The sequence below is a fragment of the Ilyobacter sp. genome, assembly GCF_041583315.1.
Taxonomy (GTDB): Bacteria; Fusobacteriota; Fusobacteriia; order Fusobacteriales; family Fusobacteriaceae; genus Ilyobacter.
This window is the reverse complement of the sequence record NZ_JBFHGC010000517.1, coordinates 1-2081: the sequence shown is the minus strand read 5'-3', so window position 1 is coordinate 2081 and position 2081 is coordinate 1. Positions and strand designations below refer to the sequence as shown.

Sequence of the window (2081 nt, the reverse complement as noted above, 5' to 3'; positions counted from 1 at the left end):
TTTTCATCCAGATACCTATTGACAACCCCTTTTGGTATGGAATTCATATGAGTTGATTCAAGCTGCAGATATTCCCTGTTCCCTTTTTGAATCTTCCCCTTGAGTTTTCCTGTTATTTCAGATTTACCATTTTCCAGGCCATTCCCGTAAATATACAGCTCTTTTCTAGGGATCTTTCCATTTATTCTTTCTATTTTACTATTCCCTCCGTTAACTTTGAGGATGAGATTTTCTCCCACGGCATGACTGCCCATATCCGTCCCAGTAAAAATTCTGATCATCAATAAAAGCGGAATTATCCATAAAAGATGTGATCTATTTTTTCTCAAAAAAATTACTCCAGTAACACAAACTGAAACAGCAGTGGCTATTCCTACAGGAAGATAGCAAAAGGCCAGGCCGGTTATTAATATTTCCAACGCTGCAAGATAGGTAGTTTCCAACTGTTCACCTCCAGTGACACAATAAACAAAAGCCCCTATAGGGGCTAAAATTTTATTGCCATTATTGACTGATAAAGCTCTAGGGCATAGGAATCCGTCATTCCGCAGATAAAATCAGTCACCAGCCTCAGTTCATTGTATAGCCTGTTTTTATATGGATATCTGTCTTTCAAAAATCTGTAATTGCTCGACATAAGCCTATATAGCTTCTCTTCCTTGCTTCCTACCCGATCTTTTTTCGGAGACACTACGGCATTTGTAAACTCCCTCAAAAGGACCCTCAGTACCCTGTCTCCTCCTATCTCGAGCTTTATTACATCCTTATCGCTTATTATTATAGAGAGTATCTCCCTAAATGCATTTTTCAGGTGGACCGCCTCAGAAGAATCCAAAAGTTCACCTTCATAGCTTCCACTCATTATATCTTTGTAGTTATTTAAGAAAGATTTTGCCGTCTCACTTATCATAAATTTATGTATTTTTACACGGAATATCTGCATCGGGATCTCTCGCGGGTCCGGATAAAGATGATCTATCTCTATCTCTCCTAGACTTTCCAAGATTTCCCTCTCTCTTTCATTTTCTGAATCCAGGTATTTTTCTATTACCTTTTTTACCCTCTCTGGAGTGAGTATCCCTTTCTTCACTGCATCCTCTATATCTGCAACCAGGTAAGCTATATCGTCAGATGCCTCTAATAAAAATACAAGAGGATGCCTTTTTACATCTCCTCCCATTTTTATCCCAAGTTCTGATACTATTTTCTCAAAAGGTTTTTTTTCACTCTGAAAATATCCGAATTTTTTATAGCTTATCCCACGTCCAGGAGAATTCCCCTGAGAGGAGGAGCGAGGATATTTCATTATAGAGGCCATAGTTGGAAATGTGAGGTTTAAGCCGTACTCGTCTCTTATGTATTGCAGCCGGCTTATAACCCTTAAAGTCTGAGCGTTGCCTTCAAATTTCTTAAAATCATTAAGTTCTGCTTCAGTCCATTTTTCTCCGTAAAAATCTATATTTTCATCAAATTTATTTTCAAAATATTCTGTAAAAAAATCCTGTATTATAATTTCCCCGTAATGTCCGAAGGGAGGATTCCCAACATCATGAAGAAGTGAAGCCGCCTCTAAGACACTTCCCATACATTCTCTCATCTCCACAGGAAATTCACCCTGTTTTATTAGTTCTGACTCCACCACTCCTCCGATCTCACTTGCTATGGTGGAAACTTCAAGAGAGTGTATCAGCCTGGTTCTTATGAAATCATTGGTATCTAACGGGTGTATCTGAGTTTTGTTTTTAAGTCTTCTAAAAGATGAGCTGAATATAATCTTAGAATAGTCCTGTTTAAACTCGCTCAAGGCCGTTCTCTCTTCATCTTTTCCAGGTCGAAATTTAGTTGGTTTCATAAGCTGCTTCCAGTTCATCATACTTTCTTCCTCCCTGATTTTTAAAGTTTATATTTCTAAGCTTAGTTTTTCTTGATTTATTAAATAAATTACTGAATTTCTATAGAATTGCTGTCACTTTTCCTTGATGAAAAGTAACCAAAAATCAAGCCTTGTCTTGTCCAAGCTAAAATATAATAAATTTTACTAAAAATACAAAACTCGCTGCGCTCAGACATTGTATTTTCTT

At 37.2% G+C, this 2081-nt stretch carries 2 protein-coding genes; both read right to left on the bottom strand.

Going from position 1 to position 2081, the window contains the following annotated elements:
- Positions 1-443 (bottom strand): hypothetical protein (locus ABZA26_RS13665; RefSeq protein ID WP_372715049.1); only part of this gene is annotated, 443 nt, incomplete at its 3' end.
- A 44-nt stretch (positions 444-487) separates the two neighbouring features.
- Entirely contained in the window at positions 488-1873 is a 1386-nt protein-coding gene (dgt, locus tag ABZA26_RS13660) for a dGTP triphosphohydrolase (protein WP_372715048.1), read from the bottom strand.
- Positions 1874-2081: the final 208 nt, after the last annotated feature.